The sequence below is a fragment of the Kitasatospora sp. NPDC098663 genome (assembly GCF_044760075.1).
Classification (GTDB): domain Bacteria; phylum Actinomycetota; class Actinomycetes; order Streptomycetales; family Streptomycetaceae; genus Kitasatospora.
Window position 1 is genome coordinate 229413 of record NZ_JBIWAP010000005.1, and the last position, 22471, is coordinate 251883.

Genomic DNA, 22471 nt, shown 5'->3' on the forward strand with positions numbered 1-22471 from the left:
CGGCGGAACCGTCCGGGGCCCGGACGGCGGTGGGTGTCAGGACGGGAGGGTCCAGCGCTGGTTGGGGCCGCCGTGGCAGTCCCAGATCTGCAGCCTGGTCCAGTCGGCGCCGCTGCCGTCGCGGGCGTCGAGGCAGCGGCCGGAGGCCGGGTTGAGGAGGGTGCCGTCCGGGCGTGGCTGCCAGCGTTGGGCGCCGGTGCCGTTGCAGTCGTAGAGCTGGGCGGGCGTCCCGGCGGCGGTCCAGCCGTTGGTGACATCCAGGCACTTGCCGAGGGCCCGCAGGGACTCGTCCTGCCCGACGGTCCAGTCCTGGGCACCGGTGGAGTTGCAGCGGTAGAGCTGGACGGCGGTGCCGTTGGCCGTGTCGGCGCGGTTGAGGTCCACGCACTGCCCGGCGATGCCGGTCACCCGGCCGCTCGGGCGGGGGGTGACCCAGCTCTGTTCGGAGCCCCCCGAGCAGGTCCGCAGCAGCAGCCGGCCGTCGGCGGCCGCGAGGCAGCGGCCGGACCCCGGGTGGAGGAGCGAGGAACCCGGGCCCGGGCGCCACACCTGGTCGGCGCCCGCGGTGCAGTCCCGCAGCCGGACGGCGGCGCCGTCGTCCGGGCCCGCCGGGGTCAGGCAGCCGTCGAGGGCGCGGACGGTGCCGTCCGAGCCGACCGTCGCGTCCTGGGCCGCCGTGCCCGCGCAGCCGGCCAGCCGTACCGCCTCGTTGCCGTCCGCGGCGGCGGCGGCCGCGTCCAGACAGGACCCGTCGGCAGCGGTGATCCGCCCGGACCAGGTGGAGACGGCCGGAGAGCCCGGGACGTCCACCGCGCCCTGCAGCTTCGGCGCGCGCGAGGAGGAGCCGACCATGAGGCCGTACCGCCCGCCGGGCACCTGCCAGCCGTGCACCCCGGGATCCCAGACCGCGAAGGAGGAGCGGTCCAGCGGCAGTTCCACGTGCGTCGACCGGCCGGGCGCCAGCGTGACCTTGTCGAAGGCCTTGAGCTGCTGCGGCGGCTCGCCGGCGGCGGACGGGAAGGAGACGTACAGCTGCGGCACCTCGGTGCCGGTCCGGGCGCCCTGGTTGGCGAGGTCGAAGCCGACCCGCACCCGGCCGGCGGCGTCCGGGCCGGTCACGGTGAGGTTGCTGTAGCCGAAGGTGGTGTACGAGAGGCCGTGGCCGAAGGGGAACAGCGGGGCGGTGGCGGTCGCGTCGTACCAGCGGTACCCGACCGCGAGCTGCTCGGTGTAGTGGTAGGCGCCGTCCGTGCCGGGGTACTGGGAGGCGTCCCGGATCGGCGTGGCCGCCGCCGAGGTCGGGAAGGTGACGGGCAGCCGCCCCGCCGGATCGGCGTCGCCGAACAGCACGTCGGCGAGCGCGGTGCCGCTCTGCTCGCCCGGGTACCAGGCCTCGACCACCGCCGGCACCGCGTCCAGCCACGGCATGGTGACCGGCCCGCCGGTGTTGAGCACCACCACCGTCCGCGGGTTGGCGCGGGCGACGGCGCGGATCAGCGCGTCGTCCGCCGGGGCGAGGTCCAGCGAGCCGCGGTCCGCGCCCTCGGTCTCCTCGTCGCCGACCACCACCACCGCGACGTCCGCCCCGGCGGCCACCGAGGCGGCCGCGGCCGCGTCGTCGCCCGGGTGGTAGCGCACCGAGACGCCCGCACCGGCCCGGGCGGCGATGCCCTGGCGCGGCGTCACGACCTGGTCGGGGTAGGGGGCGACGTGCGAGGAGCCGTAGCCGCCGGTGTAGGCGTGGTCGGCCCACGGGCCGATCACCGCGACGGACGCCAGGTGGGCGGCGTCCAGCGGCAGCACCGGTCCCTGGTTGCGCAGCAGCACCGTCCCGGCGGCGGCCGCCGCCCGGGCGTCGCGCGCGCCGGCGGCGGGGTCGGCGGCGGGCGGCTGGCCCCCGTCCAGCGCCCCGGTCCGGACCATGAGCCGCAGCACCCGCCGCACCTGGTCGTCCAGGACGGCCGGGGCGAGCCGCCCGTCGGCCACGGCGGCGCTCAGGTCGGCGAAGTACGTCGTACCGCCGAACTCCTGGTCCAGCCCGCCCGCCGCGGCGTTCACCGAGGAGTGCGTGGCCGGGTAGTCGGAGCCGACCACCCCGTCGAACCCCCAGCGGCCCTTCAGCACGTCCCGCAGCAGCGGGAAGTTCTCGCACGCCCAGATGCCGTTGACCGGGTTGTAGCCGCACATCGCCGACCAGGCCCGGCCGTCCCGGACGGCCGCCCGGAAGGCGGGCAGCTCGATCTCGGCCAGCGTCCGCTCGTCCACCTCCGAGCTGTACGACTGCCGGTTGTTCTCCTGGTTGTTCGCCGCGAAGTGCTTCACCTGCGCCGCGACGCCCTGCGCCTGGATGCCGCGGACCTCCGCCGCCGCGACCCGCCCGGCGAGGAACGGGTCCTCCCCCAGCGTCTCGAAGTTCCGCCCGCCCTGCGGCACCCGCACGAGGTTCACCATCGGCGCGTACAGCACCTGGTAGCCGCGCGCCCGGGCCTCGCGGCCCAGCACCGCGCCGTAGGTGGTGGCGAGCCCCGGGTCGAAGGCGGCGGCCAGCGACACCGGCGCCGGCAGCGCCGTCGCCGGCTGTCCGTCCCGTACGCCGGCCGGGCCGTCGGACAGCAGCAGCGGCGGGATGCCGAGCCGTGGCACGCCCCGGACGTAGCCGACCGCGTACACCCCGTTCGGTGCGGCGATCCCCTCCAGCAGCGTCGCCTTCTCGTCGGTGGTCAGCTGGCCGAGGAGCGCTTCGATCCGCTGCTCCGGCGACGGCCCGACCTGCGACCGCCCACCGGGCGACCCCCCGTCCTGGGACCGCCCGCCCTGCGGCGGCGGACCGCCCGGCCCGGCGACCGCTGGGACCATGCCGGAGCCGGAGGCGGCCGCCAGGAGGCAGCCGCTGAGCCCGAAACGGAGTATTCGCGTCCACGAGGAGATACGCCGCATGGCAGCACCTTTCGACGAAGGCGGGCCGGGCCGGGAGGGCCGGGAAATGTGACGGTCTATCGAATTTACGGCGCATTAACACTTACCGGCAGGTAGCGCGCAAGGGCGTGTCGGATGCACCAAGGGCGCGAACCGTCACCGAGGGGCGCGGGCGGGGCGCCCCGAGTGGAGGCCGCCCAAGGCGGCGGGGCGGCGTTGACGCTTCGTGTATCCGATGTCAACGCGACACCCCTAGACGGACGGTGCTGCGCAACGGCCGGTACGCCGAGTTCTTCGGCGCGATCGCTTCGCCCGGCCCCGGAGGTCGTCGCCGCAGGGCGCCGAGCCCCGAGCGGGCCGGCGCTGTCCATCGCGTGTCTACCGGCGCCTCGTACGTTCTGCCGCATCAATGTCACCGATCCTTGGGAGAGGACATGTTGCGGTTGCGAACGACCGTCCGGCCAGGCCGGGCACCGGGGGGCCCACCGCCCGGACGGCTGGTCGGAGGGCTCCGGCGGATGCTGGTGGTCCTGCTGGCGGCCCTCCTCCTGCCCATCGGGGCGACCGGGCCGGCGCACGCCGCCGACCCGCCGGACCCGGCTCGTCCTTACCTCCAGCTCATCGAGCTGCTGCGGGGGAACTTCACCCGCCCGTACCGCGGGGACTTCAACGTCACGCTCGATGACCCGAACCCCGTGATGGTCGACCTCTTCGATCTGGGACACCCGGATCAGGACCCCGTGCCGGGGATGGTCACCGGACTGATCATCGCGCCGCGCGACATGTACATCTGCGGCTTCTACACCGTCCGATCGGGCGTGAAGACGCTCTACCGCTTGGCCGACAGGGGCGTCGGCACATCGCGGACTGCCCGCGACAACTGGTTCGCGCAGCAGCAGCAGCGGCCGCCGCAGCCGCGACCAGGGGAAACCCCCCTCCGTGTCCAGTATCGCGAGCTCAACGACATCGGCGTCGAGTACGGCGACCTCAGGAACGAGTCCGCCACGGCAGGCAACCCCTTCACATTCGAGAACAGCTGGGTGAATGTCGATGCGGACGCGCTGAGGCGCGCCGTCGGAGTCCTGGAGAACGTCCGCGCCGGCGACGCGGCCCAGGCGCAACGGACACCATGGTTGCGCAGCGCACTGATGGTCCTCGTCGAAGCCGTGGCCGAGGGCACCCGGTTCGACAACGTCAGGAACGGCGTCGCGGCGGCGATGCGCAGCCGGATCCCGGCCCGCATCCGCGAGTACGAGCCCCAGATCCTGAACTGGGCCGCGCGAAGCAGGGACCTGTGGGACGCCAACCAGGACCCGAGCAACTCCTGGTTCGCCGCCACCGCGGCCGCCGTCGGACTGGCCGTCCTCCAGGTCCAGGCGCAGGGTCGGATCTGCCGGATACCGCGGTCGAGCGACGGCCCGTTCGCGTGCTCCCAGCCGCTGGTGGAAGCGAGTTTCAGCACCAGCCGTGATGTCTACCTTCTCCAAGGGCCGTTCGTCGCCCGCATCGCGGACTTCCCGACCAACGCCAGCCTGGCCGGAGGCAAGGAGGACACCATCTCCCACCTGTGGCCGGTCCTGGGAAACACACCATTCGCGAACGGCTTCGACGCGGCCTTCACGCTGCCGGAGGACCCGGATGAAGTGATGATGTTCCGGGGGGACCAGTACATGCGGATGAGGGTGGACCCCAACACGGGGACCGCAACGATGACCAAGCCGCCGACCACGATCGCGGACGGGTGGCACAGCCTGGCCGGCAGTGACAGCACCGCACCCTTCACCCAGGGGGTCGACGCGGCCCTGTCGGTGAAGGAGAACCAGGTCTTCCTCTTCAAGGGCGACACGTACGTGTCGCTGGAAGCCAACATCGGCGGTTCCACCGACCGCGTGCTCAACGGGCCCAAGCCCATCGGCGACAACTTCACCGCCCTGACCCGAGCCGGCTGGACCGACGGGTTCAACGCGGCCATCCGGTGGCCAGGCTCGCAGTTCTCCAACAGGGCCTATGCCTCCTTCTTCCGCGGGAACCAGTGGACCAGCGGATTCGTCGCAGCCGGCGGCACGGACGGCACCGTCGTCGTGGGCCCCACGGCTCTGCGCTGGAGCGTCCTTCAGGGCACGATCTTCGCCGCCGGCGACACCACCGGCATGCCGAAGATCCCGCGGATGGACGACAACGGCCGCCCGACGGACACCCCACCGCCGCCGCCCTCGGCGGCCGGTGTCTCGCTGGTCAACGACGGCACCGGCCGGGTGGCCGACGTCGACCAGGCGAACCCCGCCAACGGCACCAAGGTCAAGGCCCTCGGCGGGAACGGGAACCCGGCGCAGAAGTGGAACCTGGACCGCCAGAACGACGGCCGGTTCGCGATCCGGACGGCCCTCGACGCCGGACAGGTGCTGGACGCCAACAGCAACCGGTCGCAGACCGTGGACGGCACCAGCTACTACAGCGCGCTCTGGCGGGACGGCGGGGGCGCGAACCAGCGCTGGCAGCTCGACGCGCTGGACGGGCGGACGTACCAGATCGTCTCCTCGGACGGCGGCTGTCTGACCGACCAGGGCGAGGACAAGGCCCTGGCCTTCTGGAAGTGCGTCGGGGCCGCCGAACAGCGGTGGCACCTGGATGGCGGCGCCAGCACCGGCGACCCCGGGGGGCCGGACTCCGCGGGAGCCCCGTTCGACGACTCGCCCGACGACCGGGGAACGAAGCCCGCCTCCTCGGGCGACTGCCGGCCCGAGGGGATGGCCGCCACCCAGGGGGTGAACGCCCGGTACTGCGACACGTACGACGGCACCGGCCGCGAATGGGTCGGCAACAACCGCAGCCGCCGCGTGGTCGGTTACTTCACCGGATGGCGCGCCGGGGCGAAGGGCGATCCGCGCTACCTGGCGTCCAACATCCCCTGGTCGAAGGTCACGCACGTGAACTACGCCTTCGCGAAGGTGGAGAACAACCGCATCAGCGTCGGCGACGTGAACGACCCGAAGAACCCGGCCACCGGCATGACCTGGGACGGCGACCGGAACGCCATGGATCCGTCCCTCCCGTACAAGGGGCACTTCAACCTGCTGAACACCTACAAGAAGAAGCACCCGGCCGTGAAGACGCTGATCTCCGTCGGCGGCTGGGCGGACACCCGGAACTTCTACGCGATGGCCACCAACGCCGACGGCTCGGTGAACCAGGCCGGCATCGACGCGTTCGCCGACTCCGTGACGGACTTCCTGGACCGGTACGGGTTCAACGGCGTCGACATCGACTACGAGTACCCCGGCGCCCTGCCCGACACGGGCAACCCCAACGACTGGGACGTCTCCAACCCGCGCCGCAAGGGCCTCCAGCAGGGCTACACCGCGCTGATGAAGACCCTGCGGACCAAGCTGGACCAGTCCGGCACGGCCAAGGGCCGCTACTACCTGCTGACCTCGGCCGGGTCCGCCTCCGGCTACCTGGTGCGCGGACTGGACGCCGGCCAGGCGCTCCAGTACCAGGACTTCGTCAACGTCATGAGCTACGACCTGCACGGCTCCTGGAACAAGTTCGTCGGCCCGCAGGCCCCGCTCTACGACACCGGGCAGGACAACGAGCTGGCCGCGGCCGGGATCTACAACGACCAGGCCGCGAACACCAAGGACTACCAGAAGAACGGCTACTTCAACACCGACTGGGCCTACCACTACTACCGCGGCGCCCTGCCGCCCGGCCGCATCAACCTCGGCATCCCGTACTACTCCCGCGGCTGGCAGAACGTACAGGGCGGCACGGACGGCCTGTGGGGCACCTCCGCCATGCCGGACCAGTCCAAGTGCCCGAAGGGCGTCGGCGGCCGGGGCCCGGCCAACGGCCAGGACTGCGGTCTCGGCGCGACCGGCATCGACAACGTGTGGCACGACACCGAGGACGGCCGCGAGGTCGGCGCCGGGTCGAACCCGCTGTGGCACACCAAGAACCTCCAGGACGGCCGCACCCCCGGCTACCTGAAGTCCTACGGCGTCGACCCGGCCACCGACGCGGGCAAGCTGACCGGCGGCTACGCCGAGAAGTACTCGGACCCGCTCCAGGCGTCGTGGCTGTGGAACGACACCAAGAAGGTGTTCCTGTCCACCGAGAACGAGAAGTCGATCGACGCCAAGGCGAAGTACATCGCGGACAAGGGCGTCGGCGGGGCGATGATCTGGGAGCTCGCCGGTGACTACACCAAGCGCTCCAACGGCGAGTGGGGCATGGGCTACGACCTGACCACCCGGCTCGACAACGCCCTCAAGGGCGCGGGGGCGTCCGGCAACACCACCGGCGGCGGCAAGACGCTGCCCGCCCAGGTGATCGACGTCAAGGCCGAGCTGGTGGACTTCCCCACCAACGTCGCGGACATGTGGCCGATGCAGCCGAAGCTGCGGATCACCAACAACTCCAAGGTCGCCCTCGCCCAGGGCACGGAGATCTCCTTCGACCTCCCCACCTCCGCCCCGCCGGTGGTGAAGGACGGGGCCTGGAAGGAGATGAGCGGCATCGTCCCCGGCCACACCGGGCCCAACGCGGGCGGGCTGAAGGGCGACTTCCACCGGGTGACCATCAAACTCGGCTACTGCGAGGACATCCCCGCCGGCAGGTCGAAGGACATCGACGTCAAGTACTACCTGCCCGTCACCGGCCCCGCGAACGTCACCTTCAGGATCGGCGGCACGGACTACGGCTCCACCGGCGACAAGCGCCGCGCGGTGACGACCGTCGATCCCCCGGCACCGGCCTCCGGGGCCCAGTGCCAGGCCGCACCGTGGCAGGCCCACGCCTACAACCCCAACCCCTCGTTCGCGTTCTGGCAGACCGGCGACAAGTGGATCATCGAGGACCGCAACAGCGGCAACGTCCTCGACCACCCCGGCAGCTGGACCGACGCCCACCTGTCGATGAAGCAGGCCGGCAACGCCAACCAGCTGTGGACGGTGAGCGAGGACGACCAGGGCTGGTACCACATCAAGTCCGCTACCAGCGGCCACGACCAGTGCCTCGGCGCCACCACGGCCAGGGGCACGCTCACGGTGCGGGACTGCGACGGGAAGGTCGACCAGTGGTGGCGGCTGGTGCCGCTCAGCACGGACCAGGCCACCGCGGGCAAGCCGATGCTGGACCGGTGGGTCACCGGTGGCGCCAAGCACGGCAGCTCCTACGCGCTGGGCAGCTTCGCCGACGGAACCGACTGGTGGAGGACCCCGGCCTACCTCGCCGCCCCCGCCAACAGCGCCACCGCCTCCAGCACGAAGATCATCGCCGGGGACACCGACGGCGCCTGGGCCTCGACGGTGTCGTGGAACGGCTTCTACTGGCGCGCCAAGTGGTGGAACAAGGCGACGGACGAGCCCGGCAGGAGCGACGCCTGGCAGAAGCTCGGCCCCACGCCGTAACCGACCCGTACCCTGAGGGGAGTTGACCGCAGCGGGCCCCGGCAGAGCATCGCTCTGCCGGGGCCCGCTGCGCGTCGACGCCGGGGCTGCCGGATCGCCCGGGTGCAGGTGCCGGATGGTGCAGGAGCCGGAGGGTACCGGTGTCAGGGGGTGCCGGGCCGGGTGGGCGTCAGGTCCGCGACCAGGAGTGCCAGCAGGTCCGTCGGCGCCTCGATGAAGCGGTAGTGGCCTCCCTCCAGGAGTTCGAAGGTCGTTTCGCCGCAGGCCGACCAGCCGGTCATCAGTGACGGCTCGATGCCCGTGTCCTCCGTCCAGCCGATGGCGGTGATCGGGGACGGCAGCCGGACCGGCTCGGCCACGTGGTACCGCTTGTTCATGTCGACGTCGTTGCGCAGGACGCCGAGATAGAGCGCGAGCAGGCTCGGTTCCAGGGTGCCGCCGAGTTCCGCGACGAGCCGGCGCAGTTCGCCGGCCAGCTCGTCGTCGTCCATGCCGAGGAAGCGGCCGTAGGGGCCGTCCTGCGGCGCGACCTCGGAGGAGACGAACACCCGGGTCGGGGCGGGGCAGCCCCTCTGGACCAGCCGTACGGCGGTCTCGTACGCCGCCAACGCGGAGCCGCAGTGCCCGAACAGCGCGTAGGGACGGTCCAGGTAGGGACGCAGCGCCTCGCAGAGGTCGTCGGCCAGCGCCTCGTAGGTGGTGTGGGCGGGCTCGCGCATCCGGTTCTCCCGGCCGGGCAGCTGCACGGGGCAGACCTCGACGCCGTTGGCCGAGGACGGCCACTGGCGGTACATGCTCGCTCCGCACCCGGAGTAGGGCAGGCAGAACAGCCGGGCCGGTGCCACCGGCGACGGCTCGCGCAGGAACCACTTGTTGCGGGTACGGGCCGTCGGAGCGTTCACTGATGACCTTCCGGGTGGGGTTTCTTCTCGGGTGCGGCTGCGGGGTTTGAAGACAGGCCCTACCGGGTCCGCGCGGTGATCGGCAGGTGGGTGAAGCCCGCGATGATGTTCGAGCGCATGCGTCGTGGCGCCCCGGCGAGTTCGAAGCCGGTGAACCGGCCGAGCAGTTCGGCGAACAGGATCCGCAGGGCCACCCGTGCGACGGTGTGTCCGATGCAGTAGTGCGCGCCGACGCCGAACGCGATGTGCTTGTTGGGCCGCCGACGGATGTCGAAGGTGTCCGGGTCGGCGAACACGGTCTCGTCGCGGTTGGCCGACCCCAGCCACACGACGACCGCGTCCCCCGCGGGGATCGGCACGCCCCGGACCTCGACGTCGCGGGTGGCGTGGCGCATGAAGTGCTGGGTGGGCGAGGCCCACCGCAGGGCCTCCTCCACGCCGCTGCCGAGCAGCTCCGGGTGGGCCGCCCAGTCGTCCAGGACCGCCGTCCCGGCCAGTTCGACCATCGCCGCGATCGGCGGCTGGGCGGTGGTGACGGTCGCGCCGAGCAGCAGGCTGTAGCAGTTGGACACGATCTCGCCCGGCGACAGCCGGCGTCCGTCCAGTTCCATCGTGAGCAGCACGCTGATCAGGTCGTCGCCCGGTGCGCGCCGACGCGCGGTGACGATGTCCTGGAAGTAGGCGAACAGTTCACGGTGGGCGGTCACGAGGGTGGCCCGCGGTCCGGCGGCGAGCTGGAACTCGGGGTCGTCCGCGGCGATGCAGGCGTGGGCGAGCCGGACCAGCCGCGGCCAGTCCTGTTCCGGCAGCGCCATCATGGTGCCGATCACCGCCATCGGCAGGGTGGCCATGGCGGCGGCGAAGTCGAACGGGCCGCCGTCGGCCAGCGGCCGGAGCAGTTCGACGATGACCCGGCGGATGGCCTCCCGGTCGTTCTCCACCGTCTTGATCGACAGCGCCTGCTGCAGCGGGCCGCGCAGGTGCGCGTGCCGGGGCGGGTCGGTCACGGCCATCTGCCGGCCGCCGGCGGGATCGCCCTGGCCGAGGAGGTTGAGCAGGGTGCCCTGTTCGGAGGTGAACGTGTCGTGGTCGCGGAGCACCCGGTTGGCCTCGGCGTAGCCGACGACCGACCAGTAGCCGATGTCGCCGACCGGCTGCCAGCTGACCGGGGCGTGGCGGCGCAGCCGTCGCCACACCTCGTGTGCCCCGCCCGAGTGGTAGAGGTCGGGGTCGATCAGGTCGACCGGCTGCGGGGCGAGGACCGGGCATCGCGGGGTCGGGGGAACGGCCGTCATCGGGGCTGCTCCTGCCGTGCCCCGTCGGCCGGGCCACCCGCTGTCAGGCCGTCCGGGCGCGCCGCCGGGCCGTCCGGGTCCGCCGTCCGCATCCGGGCGGTGAGGGCCGTCGCCAGTTCGGCGACGGTCGGCGACAGGTACAGGATCTGCGCGGGGAGGTCCACGTCGAACTCGCGCTGGGTGGCGACCAGGAGGTCGGTGGCCAGCAGGGAGTGTCCGCCGAGGTCGAAGAAGTCGTCGTCGACGCCGACCGGTTCGATGCCGAGGATGTCGCCCCACAACTCGGTCAGTCGCGTCTGCACCTCGGTGACGGGCGGGACGTACTCGTTCGCCACGTTGCGCGGTACCCGGGTGGCGCTGGGCAGGGCCCGGCGGTCGATCTTGCCGTTGCGGTTCACCGGCAGTTCGGGACGGACGAGGATCGCCCAGGGGATCAGGTAGCCCGGCAGCCTGTCCCGCAGGTCGTGGCGCAGCCGCCGGCCGAGGTCGGCGTTGCCCGCCGGATCGGGCTGCGTGGGCACGACGTAGGCCAGCAGCCGGGTGCCGCCCGCCGGATCGGCCTGCGGCAGCACGACCGCGTGCCGCACCTCGGCGAGCCGTTCCAGCTCGACCTCGACGGCGCGCGGTTCGGCGCGGTAGCCCTGGACCTTGACCTGGTCGTCCGCGCGCCCGACGAACTCCAGCGTGCCGTCCGGCAGCCATCGCACGAGGTCGCCGGTCCGGTACATCCGGGCCCCCGGCTCGGTCCCGAACGGGTCGGGCAGGAAGCGTTCGGCGGTTGCGGCCGGGCGGCCCAGGTAGCCGCGGGCCAGGCCCGCCCCGGCCACGTACAGTTCGCCGCACTCGCCGGCGGGCACCGGCCCGAGGTCGCCGTCGAGCACCGCGACCCTGGTGCCGCTGATCGGGCGGCCGATCGGCACGCTGCGCAGCTCCGGGAGGGTGCTGCTGGTCCAGCAGGTCGTGTACGTGGTGTTCTCGGTCGGCCCGTAGCCGTTGGTGAAGAGCAGCTCCGGGTAGCGGGCCAGCAGGTGCTGGACGTGGCCCGGCGAGGCCACGTCGCCCCCGGTGAGGACGTGCCGCACGTCGGCGAACGCCTCCAGGTGGGAGCTCACCATCTGGTGGAAGAGCCCGGTGGTCAGCAGCAGGACCGTCACGCGCTCGGCGCGGACGACGCGTGCGACGTGCTCCAGCGTGATGGCGACCGGGGGGAAGAGGACCAGCCGGCAGCCGTTGACGAGGGGGGCCCAGATCTCGAACGTGGACGCGTCGAACGCGACCGGCGCGAGGTGGAAGAAGACGTCCTCGGCGCGGACGTCCACCCAGTCCGCACCCCGGACGAGCCGGTCGATCGCCCGGTGGGGCACGCCGACGCCCTTGGGCTCGCCGGTGGAGCCCGAGGTGTAGCTGACGTAGGCGAGCCGGTCCGGGTCGCCGGGGCGGGCCGCAGCCGCCGGCCCGGTGGCCGGCTCCTGCGCCGGGCCGCCTTCCGTCACCGTGACGACGGTGGCGGGCAGCTGCTCCCCCAGGGCCTCTCCGGCGATCACCATGCCCGCGCCGGCGTCCTTGAGCAGCAGCGCGTGGCGGCCGGCCGGGTCGTCCGGTTCGAGTCCGAGGTACGCCCCGCCCGCGATGAGGACGGCGAGCAGGGCCACGATCAGCTCCGGCGACCGCGGCACCAGCACGCCCACGACGTCCTCCGGCGCCAGTCCGGCCGCTCGCAGCCGCCCGGCGAGCCGGTTGGCGCGGTCGTCGAGCTGCTGGTAGGTCAGGGTCCGTCCGTCGCAGGTGACGGCGGGCGCGTGCGGGGCCCGCTCCGCCTGTTCGGCGACCAGCTCGTGGATGGCCCGCGCGTCGAACGGTGGCCGTCCGCTGCCGACGAACGCCGGGATGTCGGAGGTGAGGACCGTCTTGGTCAACTGCTTCCCGCTTTCCTGTGCTGAAGTGTCCCCGTCGGGGTTGAACGCGCGACCGCGTGGGCCGTGGCCGTCGCCGTCGCGGTGGCCGCTGCGCAGCACGTGGTGCGCGGTGTCACCGGGTGCGTCCACCGCCTCAGACCGCCGGCACGTGGAAGAAGGTGTCCCGCGCGGCGATGCGGCCCTGCGGCGTCATCCGGAAGAAGTCCGCGAACCGCAGCTCGACCTCACCGCCGTCGTGCAGCACGCCGCGGAACAGGCCGTGCACCGCCACCTCGTCCTCGGTCGTGACCACGGTGGCCAGGGTGTGCACACCGGTGCGGATCACCCGCTGGTCGCGGTAGAAGCGTTCCAGTTCGGCGTGCCCGACCATGGGTTGGTACCCGGGGCGGTGGTAGCGGGCGTCCGGGGTGAACAGGGCGACCAGCGCGGGCACGTCCCCGGCGTCGACGAGCTGGTAGTACCGGCGGACCTGGGACACCCCCAGCGCCGGGGCCGTCAGGGTTTCCGGGGCCATCGGGGTCTCCGGTGTCGCGGATGTCGCGGGTGTTGCCGGCGGTGCCGGCGTTTCGTCGGGATGGGAGAGGGTGTGGACCATGCCGAGGTGCTTCCTGTGATCGCTCGATCGCTGTCAGAGTCGTGTACGTGGTGAGAGAGCCGGTACGGCCGCGGCGTCCGGGGCGTCCGTGAGCGCCTCGACCAGGCGCGCCGGCGTGGGTGCCCCGAACAGGGCGCCGAGGGTGAGTTCACGGCCGAACCTCACCCGCACCCGGTTGACCAGCCGGGTCGCGAGCAGGGAGTTGCCGCCCAGCGCGAAGAAACCGTCGTCGACGCCCACCGCGGGCCGGCCGAGCACCTCGGCGAACAGCGCGCACATCGTCCGCTCCGCCGGGGTTCGCGGCCCGGGCCCGGACGGTGCCGGTGCGAGCTCCGGGACGGGCAGCGCGGCCCGGTCGATCTTGCCCCTGGGCGTCAGGGGGAAGGCGTCGAGCGTGACGATCGCCGAGGGCACCATGTAGTCCGGCAGCGCCGCGCGGGCGTGCTCCCGTAGCGCCACCGGGTCGAGCCCCGAGTCCCCGGCCGGGACGACGTAGCCGATCAGCCGCCGGCCGGGCGAGGTGCCCGGGCCGGCGACCACGGTCGCCTGGGCGACGGCCGGGTGCCCGGCCAGCACCGCCTCGATCTCGCCCAGTTCGATGCGGAAGCCGTGGAGCTTGACCTGCTCGTCCGCGCGGCCGAGGAACTCGAGTTCCCCCTCGGCGTTCCAGCGGACCACGTCGCCCGTGCGGTACATCCGCTCGCCCGGTTCACCGAAGGGGCACGGCAGGAACTGGCCGGCCGTGCGGCGGGGGTCGTTCAGGTACCCGCGCGCCACGCCCGCACCGGCGACGTACAGCACGCCGGCCACCCCCGGCGGCACCGGCGACAGCGCCTCGTCCAGGACGTACACCCGCCTGTTGTCCACCGGTCGGCCGAGGGGGACGACGTCGGGCACGGGCCGACCGGGGCGCAGCACCCTGCGCGTGGTGAACGTGGTGGCCTCGGTCGGGCCGTACCCGGCGACCACCACGGAGTCCGGGCACCGTGCCAGGACGCGCCGGACGGCATCGGCCGGCACGATGTCACCGCCGGTCCACACCTGGCCGACCCCGGCCAGCGTGCCGGGTGACTCCTCGGCGAACACCCGGAACAGCCCGGCCGTCAGCCACAGCGCCCCGACCCGGTGGTCGACGATGAGCCGGTGGAGGTCCGCGAGCGCCAGCTCGCCGGGCGGGGCCACGACGACCCGGCCCCCGTTGAGCAGCGGCACCCACCACTCGTAGGTCGAGGCGTCGAAGGCGTGCGGGGAGTGTGCGAGGACCCGCGGGCCGTCCGACTCGCGCCAATATCCTTGCGCGGTCAGGCTGATGACGTTGCGGTGGGTCAGGGCCACCCCCTTCGGCGTGCCCGTGGACCCCGAGGTGTAGAGGACGCACGCCAGGTGGTCCGGGCGCAGCGGCACGACGGGGTCGGTGGCCGGCTCGTCGGCGAGGCCGGGGTCGGTGTCGACGACCACGACCGGTGTGCCGTGGGACGGCGCGTCGTCCCGGGTGGCCCGGTGGGTGAGCAGCACCGCCGCCCCGGTGTCGTCCAGGACGCGGCGCAGGCGGGCCGTCGGGGCCCGGGTGTCCAGCGGCACGTAGGCGCCGCCGGCCTTGCTGATCGCCAGGACCGACACCACCACGTCGACGGAGCGTTCCATGAGCACGGCCACCGTGCTGTCGCAGCGCACGCCCAGGGCGACGAGCCGGTGGGCCAGCCGGTTGGCCCGGTCGTTCAACTCCGCGTAGGACAGGGTGGTTTCGCCGCACACCACGGCGGGCGCGTCGGGCGTGCGCGCGACCTCGGCCGCGAAGGCCAGCGGCACCGTCGGGTGCGGCAGCGGCTGCGTGGTGCGGTTGACGGCCACGACGGTCCGCTGCCGCTCCTCGGGGGTGAGGAGGTCGGGCCGGCCGATCGGCCGGTGCGGATCGGCGGCCACCGCGTCCAGGAACCGGAGGAACCGCTGCTGGTGGGCGGTGAGTTCGGCCTCGGAGTAGAGCGCGGGGTTCGCGTCGACGTCGAGCCGGGGCGCGGTGCCGTCGGAGCGGTCGTAGACGGAGAACGAGAGGTCCTCGACCGGCCCGTTGGACAGGTTGTGCACGGTGGCGCGGACGCCCGCGAAGTCCAGGTGGTAGTAGAAGGACATGATGTTGACGAGGGGCCCGAACAGGACCCGCTCCGACCGGGCCGGATCCAGCTCCCTGCGCAAGTCCTCGCTGCGGTGGCGCTGGTGCCCGCGCAGGGCGGCGACCTCCTCGGCCACCTGTCGCGCGAGTGCGGACAGGCCCTGTTCCGGGTGCACGCGCAGCCGCAGCGGCACCACGTTCGCCACCATGCCGGGGACGGCCTGCACGGAGGAGCCGGTGCGCCCGGTCACCGGCATGCTCAGCACGATGTCCCGTTCGCCGCTGAGGCGGTGGAGGTACGCGGCGACCGCTGCGGTGAAGGCGGTGGGCCAGCTCGCCCCGGCGGGTCGTGCGGCCCGCCGCAGCGCGGCCACGGTGGGCGCGTCGAGGGTGCCGGTACGACGCAGGAAGCCGTCCGAGGCGGCCGCCGAGCGGCTGGCGAGGCTGACGGGATCCGGCCGGCCGGCCAGCCGGGCCGCCCAGAACTCCCGGTCCTGTTCGGGCTGTTCCGACGCGTGGTAGGCGGCGTCGTGCGCCAGCAGCAGGCTCAGCGGCCCGAAGGCCGGCCGTGCCCCTCCCCTGCCCTCGACCAGTCCGGTGTAGGTCTTGGCGACGCGGCGCGCGATGAGCGACATGCTGAAGCCGTCGACCACGATGTGGTGGACCCGCTGGTACCAGAGGAAGCGGTCCGGCGCGACGGCGAACAGGGCCTGGCGGAACAGCCGGTCCCGGGTGAGCCCGACCGGTGTGGACAGGTCGGCGCGCATCCAGCGCTCGGCCGCCCGCAGCGGATCCGGTGTCGAGGTGAGGTCGACGTGGTCCATCGACCAGTCGGGCGACGGGGTGACGACCTGCCGGGGGCCCTCGGCACCGTCGGTGAGGCGAACGCGCAGGGACTCGGTCTCGTCCACCACGCGCCGTACGGCCGTCTCGAACAGCTCCGGGTCGATCGGCCCGGGGATGTCCACGTACTCGCCGGTGTTGTACGCGGGGCTGCCGGGGCGCAGGTGGTGGGCGAACCAGATGCCGGACTGCGCCGACGACAACGGCAGCTCGTGTCCGTCGCTCATCCGAGCTCCTCCAGGATGGCCGACAGCGCGTCGGCGAAGGGTGCGGCGTGGGGCGGCGACAGCATGTCGTGGTGGTTGCCGGGCACCTCGACCACGGTCAGCGCCCCCTCGGTGCGGTCGCGCCACCGGGCGGGGACCACGACCGGGGCGGCGAGCACGGGGTGCGCCTCGGCGCTCGTGAACAGGTGGATCGGTGTCCGCAGCCGCGCGGTCGAGCGGTAGCGTCGGGCGGCGTCGCCGTTGGTGGTGAAGACCCGTACCATGCGCCGCAGTTGTTCGGTGCGCACCCGCTGGGGAAGGCGCTCGCCGGCGTGCGCGTCGTGGAGCAGCAGGGAGAGGGCGTCCTGCTCGTCGAGCTCGCGGAGGTCTGCGACGGCTCCGGTGGGAAGCCCGGAGGCGAGCGCGAACCGGGCCGTCCCGTGCGGGTCGTGGCCGTCGGGCTCGCCGGTGGCTCCACCAGTGGAGCCGTCGGCGGACGCGGGCGCTCCGACGTCGATGATCCCGAGGAATCCTGGGGGGTTCCCCTCCTCCTCCAGCAGGCGGGCCATCTCGAAGGCGACCAGCCCGCCGAAGGACCAGCCGGCCAGCAGGTACGGACCGTCGGGCAGGACGGACCGCAGCTCCCGCAGGTAGCGCTGCGCCTGCTCCTCGACGGTGGCCGGTGGCGGCTCGTCGGTGTTGTAGCCGACGGCCTCCAGACCGTAGACGGGCCGGCCCCCGGCGAGCGGTTCGGCGACGCCCTCGACCACATGCCCGCCGAGGTGCTCGGCCAGGGGAAGGAGGGAGCACACGTCGCCGCTCTGCGGGTGCACCAGGATCAGCGGCGCCCTGCGGTGGTCTCCTTCGGCCAGCGGGACCACGAGCCGGCGCAGGGCCTGCGAGGCGTTGGGCAGTTCCGCGCACAGACCCTCGACGGTGGGATGGCGGAACACCGTGTTCAGCGGCACGGTGACCCCCCACTCCCGCCTGATCGCCTCCACGAGCTCGACCGCCCTGAGCGAATGCCCGCCCAGCGCGAAGAAGTCGTCCCGGACGCCGACCCGCGGGGTGCCCAGCACGCGCTCCCAGATCCTGGTCATCAGGAGTTCCAACAGGTCCCGCGGCGGTAGCGCACCCGCCTCGTGGCCGTGGCGGGCCGGCTCGGGCAGGGCCCCGCGGTCCACCTTGCCGTTCGTGGTCAACGGGATCCGGTCGAGTGCGGTGAGCGTCGTGGGCACCATGAACTCGGGCAGGGTCTCGCGCAGGGAGCGCCGCAGGACGGCCAGGTCACCGGGCCGGTCCTGCCACACCAGGTAGCCGGCCAGTTCGGCGTCCGTCCCGGTGCCCCGCACCGTCACCGTGGCCCGGGCGACACCGGGCTGCGCGCACAGCGCGGCCTCGATCTCGCCCAGCTCGATGCGGTACCCCCGGATCTTCACCTGTTCGTCGGTGCGGCCGAGGAAGACGAGGCTGCCGTCCGGCAGGTACCGCGCCAGGTCGCCGGTCCGGTACAGTCGGCCGCCGTCGGCGCCGAACGGGTCGGGCACGAAGCGCTCGGCGGTCAGCCCCGGCCGGTTGGCGTACCCGCGGGTGACGCCGACCCCGCCGATGTGGATCTCGCCCGGGACGCCGACGGGCACCGGGGCGCCGGCCGGGTCCAGCAGGTAGATCCGGAGGTTGCCGAGCGGCCGGCCGATCGGCACGGACCCTCCCGGCCGGGCCAGATCCCGGTCGGCGTCCACGCGCCGGGTGACGCAGCCGACGGACGCCTCGGTGGGACCGTAGCCGTTCCACAGCGTGGAGACCCGGTCGAGGAGGCGCCGGGCCAGGGCGGGCTGGAGCGGTTCGCCCACGCAGATCGCCTGGAACCGGCCGCCCTGCCATCCGCCGTCCAGCAGCAGGAGCCAGGTGGCCGGTGTGGCCATGAGCGTGGTGACGCCGAACTCGCGCATCATCTCCGTCAGGCGCGGGCCGTCGACCGCGACCTCCGACGGCGCGATCACCACGCTCGCGCCCCAGGCCAGGGGCATGAGCACCTGGGGGACGATGACGTCGAAGGAGATCGAGGCCACCGAGGCGACGACGTCGTCCCCGCCGAGGTCCAGCTGCCGGCCGCGGACCACCAGGTAGTTGACCACGCCCTCGTGCGGGACCAGCACCGCCTTGGGTCGGCCGGTCGAACCGGAGGTGTAGATCGAGTACGCCAGGTTGGCGGGCGCCGCGAGTGGTGGCAGCCGGTCCGCGGGCAGGGCCGCGACGAGCCCGGCCTCGTCGTCCGTCCACACCGTCGCGGCGCCGTGCCGCGGCAGCCGGTCGGCCAGGGAGCGCTGGGTGAGCAGCAGCGGCACCTCGGCGTCGGCGAGCATGAACGACATGCGCTGCGCCGGGAGGTCCGGGTCCAGCGGCAGGTAGGCGGCGCCCGACTTGAGGACGGCCAGCAGGGCCACGACGAGGTCCGCCGAGCGCGGCAGGCACACACCGACCAGGCGTTCCGGCCGTGCTCCCCGGGCTCGCAGGTGCCGGGCCAACTGGTTGGCCCGGCGGTCGAGTTCCCGGTAGGTCAGTCGCTGGGCGCCGCAGCGGACCGCCACCGCGTCGGGGGTCAGCCGGGCCTGCTCCTCGACCAGCTCGTGCACGCAGAGGTCGGCGGGGAAGGGTTCGTCGGTGGCGTTGGCGGCCACCAGCAGCGCTTCGCGCTCGGCCTCGGTGAGCAGGTCCAGGCGCGAGACGGGACGGTCGGGATCGCCGGCCGCGGCGTCCAGCAGCCGGAGGTAGTGGCCGACCAGCCGTTCCACGCTCGCGCGGTCGAACAGGTCGGTGTCGAAGGCCACGGTCCCGGTGGTGCCGGCTGTCCCGGCCGTGCTGCTCGGCCGGTCGGCCACCACCAGGCTGAGGTCGACCTTGGCCGTGCCGTTGTCGACCTCGATCTGTTCGACCTCCGCCCCCACCAGCCGGAGGGCGGCAGCCGGGTCGGACAGGCCGGCGAACATCACCTGGAACAGCGGGTTGCGGTCGAGACCGCGGGCCGGCCGCAGCTCCTGCACCAGCCGTTCGAACGGCACGTCCTGGTGCGCGTAGGCGTCCACGGCGGTGCCGCGGACCCGGTCGAGCAGTTCGGCGAAGCTCGGGTCGCCCGAGAGGTCGGTGCGGACGACCACGGTGTTGATGAACGAGCCCACCAGCGGGTCGAGTTCCGGACGGGTCCGGCCCGCGACCGGTGTGCCGACCGCCACGTCGCACTGCCCGCTGTAGCGGGCGAGCAGGGCCTGGAACGCGGCGAGCAGCGTCATGAACATCGTCGCGCCGTGCCGACGGCCCAACAGCCGCAACCGGCCGGCCAGTTCCTCGGGCACCGTGAAGGTGATCCGCTCGCCGCGGCCCGCGCGGACCGGTCCGCGTGGACGGTCGGTGGGCAGGTCCAGCGGCGACAGTCCGGACAACTGCGTGCTCCAGTAATCCAGTTGGCGCTGCAGGCGGTCGCCGGAGAGCCGGGCCCGCTGCCAGTGGGCGAAGTCCGCGTACTGGATCCGCAAGGGGGGCAGCTCGTGCTCGCGCCCTTCCAGCCGGCTCCGGTACATCGCCGACAGGTCGTCCCACAGCAGGGGCATCGACCAGCCGTCGACGGCGATGTGGTGGACGACCACCACCAGGACGTGTTCGCCCTCGTCGACCCGCAGCAGTGATGCGCGCAGCAGCGGGGCGGCGGCCAGGTCGAACGGGCGCAGGATCTCGGACTGGACGAGGTCGAGGGCCAGCCGCGTCCGGCGTTCCGCGGGCTCGGTCCGCAGGTCCGTGACGGGCAGGTCGAACGGCCGGGCCGGCTCGACCGAGGGGCTGGGGAGCCCGCCCCGCTCGGGGAAGACGGTGCGCAGGACTTCGTGGCGCCGCACCAGCTCGGTGAGACTGTGGCCGAGGGCCGCCACGTCCAGCGGTCCGCGCAGCCGGAAGACCTCGTGGACGTTGTACATCGCGGGGCCGTCGGACAGCCGCTCGATCAGCCACATGCGTTCCTGGGTGAACGACGTCACCTGCGCATCCGCCGGGCGGGGCGGGATCGCGGCCTCCGGCTCGCGCTCGGCGGCCCTGTTCCGGGCCGCGCGGACGCGTTGGTCGAGCAGGGCCCGTGCGATGGCCGGCGCCGGACCGGCCGACGGGTTGGCCCCGGGCGCGGAACCGGTCGGCCGGCCGGGCTCGGGGCGACTGTGCTGTGCCTTCACGGGTGACGGGCCTTTCCGGCGGGAAGCGGTTCCGCTTCGGTGGCGGCGCCGAGGTCCGCCAGCAACGCCGCGTCGATGCCGTCGGCGAGTTCGGCGACGGTCGGGTGGTAGAAGAGCAGGGCGACGGGCAGTTCGAGGTCGAGTGCCCGGCCGAGTCGGGACATGACCTTCGACGCGAGGAGCGAATGGCCGCCCAGCTCGAAGAAGTCGCTGTCCACGCCGCCCGGGGTGACACCGAGCACCTCGGCCCAGGTCTCCAGCACGAGGAGTTCGGTCTCGGTGGCGGGCCCGGGTTCGGTCTCGGCGGCCGGCTCGGGCTCGGCCCTGCGGGTGGCGGGAGCGGGCCGGCTCACGCGCAGGCCCGGAGGGGGCTCCCACGCCGATATCGGCCGTTCGGGGCTGTCGACGAGCTGGTCGAGCAACGCCCGGAAACCCTCGGAGAGTTGCCGCACCGTGTCGCGGTCGAAGAGGTCGGCGGCGTAGCGGATGACGCCGGTGAGGCGATCGCCGCCGTCCGTCAGGGAGACCTCGATGTCGAACTTCGCCACGTCGTTCGGTATCCGATGGTCATCCACTTCGAGCCCCGGAAGGCCGGACGGGAGCGCGGGCGGATCCTCCAGCTGGAACATGACCGTGAACAGCGGGTGTTGGCCGAGATCGCGCTCGGGCCGCAGCTCCTGCACCAGCCGCTCGAAGGGGACGTCCTGGTGGGCGTAGGCCTCCACCGCGCCCCGCCGCACCCGGGCGAGCACGTCGGTGAAGCCGGGGTCGCCCGACAGGTCGGTGCGCAGGACGAGCGTGTTGACGAAGAAGCCGACCAGCGGCTCCACCTCGATCCGGGTCCGCCCGGAGATCGGCGTCCCGACCGTCACGTCGGCCTGTCCCGTGCAGCGCGCGAGCAGGACCTGGAAGGCGGCCAGCAGCGTCATGAACGGCGTCACCTCGTGGGCGCGCCCGAGTGTGCGTACGCGCTCGGCGAGGTCCGCCGGGATCTCGATCTCGACCTGGTCGCCCCGGCCTGACCACGCCGCGGGGCGGGGTCGGTCCGTCGGGAGCACCGACGGGTTCAGGTCCGCCAAGTGCTCTCGCCAGTAGGCGAGTTGGTCCAGCATCGCCGCTCCGGCCTGGTGGCTCCGCTGCCAGTCGGCGAAATCGGCGTACTGGACGGGCAGGTCCGCCAGGGCGATCGGCCGGCCGTCGACGGCGGCGCCGTACGCGGCGGAGAACTCCTGCCACAGCACCGACAGCGACCAGCCGTCACAGGCGATGTGGTGGATCACGAGGAGCAGCAGGTGGTCGTCGGGGGCGATCCGGATCAGTCGGGCCCGCAGCATCGGAGCGGTCCCGAGGTCGAACGGGGTCGCCAGATCGGCGGCCACCAGCTCCCGGGCCCGCCGCCAGGCCTGTTCCGACGGGGTGTGCGTCAGATCGGTGATCGTCGGCACGAAGGTCTCGACCGGCTCCGCGACGTGGCGCGGGCCGTCCTCGGTGTCGACGATCCTGCCGCGCAACACCTCGTGGCGGCGCACGACTTCGGTCAGCGCCCGGATGAGCGCCCCCTCGTCCAGTCGGCCGCGCAGCCGTACCGCGGTCGGGACGTTGTGGTCCGGCAGACCCGGGCGCAGCCGGTCGAGGAACCACAGCCGTTGCTGGGCGAAGGACAACAGGGTCGGAGCGTGCGCGCGCCGATCGGGACCAGGCATGACGGATCCACCTTTCACGGCGATCGGGAACGATTCAGCGCCCCGGAAATCCCCTCGCCGATTCGCTACTTGGCGAACAGTACGGCGGATACTAGGTGGCTCCCGTCTCACTCCGCAAGATCGAGAACCGGGTTGCAAGCATCAAGACAATATTTACGCCAGTCCCCTGGAATCCTTATGTAGATCGAACACGCTCGACGGCTAGCATCGGCCCGGATGATCCGACACCCTCTCTGACGTGCCGTCATGGCCGGTATCACGCACCCCACTTCCATGGACGGGCACCACGTGATAATTCTTCTGTCTCCAGGGGGCGACCGGGTGGGCCCCTTTCCTGTCGGGCCTTCATTGTTCCGAAAA

The 22471-nt window shown here is 72.9% G+C and carries 9 protein-coding genes; 1 reads left to right on the top strand and 8 read right to left on the bottom strand.

Annotated features, from left to right (window positions below):
• Positions 1-36 precede the first annotated feature (36 nt).
• Positions 37-2937: a glycoside hydrolase family 3 C-terminal domain-containing protein gene (locus ACIQVZ_RS07700; RefSeq protein WP_402447972.1), complete on the bottom strand. Its 2901-nt coding sequence runs from the start codon at positions 2935-2937 to the stop codon at positions 37-39.
• Between the two features lie 497 nt (positions 2938-3434).
• Here ACIQVZ_RS07700 and ACIQVZ_RS07705 point away from each other — a divergent pair, with 497 nt between their 5' ends.
• A complete protein-coding gene (locus ACIQVZ_RS07705; protein WP_402447973.1) occupies positions 3435-8324 on the top strand; it encodes a glycosyl hydrolase family 18 protein in 4890 nt (1629 codons plus the stop codon).
• A gap of 143 nt (positions 8325-8467) precedes the next feature.
• Here ACIQVZ_RS07705 and ACIQVZ_RS07710 read toward each other — a convergent pair whose 3' ends face one another.
• From ACIQVZ_RS07710 to ACIQVZ_RS07740, 7 genes are all read right to left on the bottom strand, one after another.
• The gene (locus ACIQVZ_RS07710; RefSeq protein WP_350875758.1) at positions 8468-9226 is read right to left on the bottom strand and encodes a thioesterase domain-containing protein; all 759 of its coding nucleotides are present in this window, start codon (positions 9224-9226) and stop codon (positions 8468-8470) included.
• A 59-nt stretch (positions 9227-9285) separates the two neighbouring features.
• Positions 9286-10521, bottom strand: a complete 1236-nt coding sequence (locus ACIQVZ_RS07715; RefSeq protein WP_350875756.1) for a cytochrome P450 — start codon at positions 10519-10521, stop codon at positions 9286-9288.
• Complete coding sequence (locus ACIQVZ_RS07720) at positions 10518-12566, bottom strand: amino acid adenylation domain-containing protein (protein ID WP_402447975.1); 2049 nt, start codon at positions 12564-12566, stop codon at positions 10518-10520. Before ACIQVZ_RS07720 ends, ACIQVZ_RS07715 begins: the two co-directional genes overlap by 4 nt.
• 4 nt (positions 12567-12570) lie before the next feature.
• Complete coding sequence (locus ACIQVZ_RS07725; protein ID WP_402447977.1) at positions 12571-12951, bottom strand: nuclear transport factor 2 family protein; 381 nt, start codon at positions 12949-12951, stop codon at positions 12571-12573.
• Positions 12952-13065: 114 nt separating this feature from the next.
• Positions 13066-16212 (bottom strand): amino acid adenylation domain-containing protein, encoded by a 3147-nt coding sequence (locus tag ACIQVZ_RS07730; RefSeq protein ID WP_402447979.1) that lies wholly within the window; start codon positions 16210-16212, stop codon positions 13066-13068.
• On the bottom strand, positions 16209-20408 hold the full coding sequence (locus tag ACIQVZ_RS07735; protein ID WP_402447981.1) for an amino acid adenylation domain-containing protein: 4200 nt from the start codon (positions 20406-20408) through the stop codon (positions 16209-16211). Before ACIQVZ_RS07735 ends, ACIQVZ_RS07730 begins: the two co-directional genes overlap by 4 nt.
• Positions 20405-22111, bottom strand: a complete 1707-nt coding sequence (locus ACIQVZ_RS07740) for a condensation domain-containing protein (protein ID WP_402447983.1) — start codon at positions 22109-22111, stop codon at positions 20405-20407. The genes ACIQVZ_RS07735 and ACIQVZ_RS07740 overlap by 4 nt, the downstream gene beginning before the upstream one ends.
• Positions 22112-22471: the final 360 nt, after the last annotated feature.